This is a genomic window from Cupriavidus consociatus (assembly GCF_017814975.1).
GTDB lineage: Bacteria > Pseudomonadota > Gammaproteobacteria > Burkholderiales > Burkholderiaceae > Cupriavidus > Cupriavidus consociatus.
In genome coordinates this window covers 1-294 of sequence record NZ_JAGIQA010000194.1, presented here as the reverse complement: position 1 = coordinate 294, position 294 = coordinate 1, and the positions used below count along the sequence as shown (strand labels likewise).

The following is a 294-nucleotide window of genomic DNA, read 5'->3' as shown; positions in this document are numbered from 1 at the left end:
GCGCGCCGCCGGATTGCCCCCTCTCTGTGCATGCTGCCTGGTTGGCTGGCATGCCTGCACCGTTTCCGCAGCCTGCCCGTCGGGGAATCGAAGGGAGGATCGAACTCTCTTAGCCACCCTGCGCGGAGGGTGCGTAAACCCTGACTTTCCCTTTGTTGACACGTTGCCGAACACCACCAGCTGGCGGATCATCTCGTTGATCAGCTCGCACGAGAACCGCAGCATCGGGTTCGGGTTTGCGGCGGCCAGGATGTCGTGGAAGGTCAGGTCTTCCTGGCGCTGGTCCAGCAGCGG

At 63.6% G+C, this 294-nt stretch carries 1 pseudogene; it reads right to left on the bottom strand.

The features are described 5' to 3' along the window. Nucleotides 1–294 (bottom strand): annotated as a pseudogene (locus J8I82_RS38995) (hypothetical protein); the annotation flags it as partial.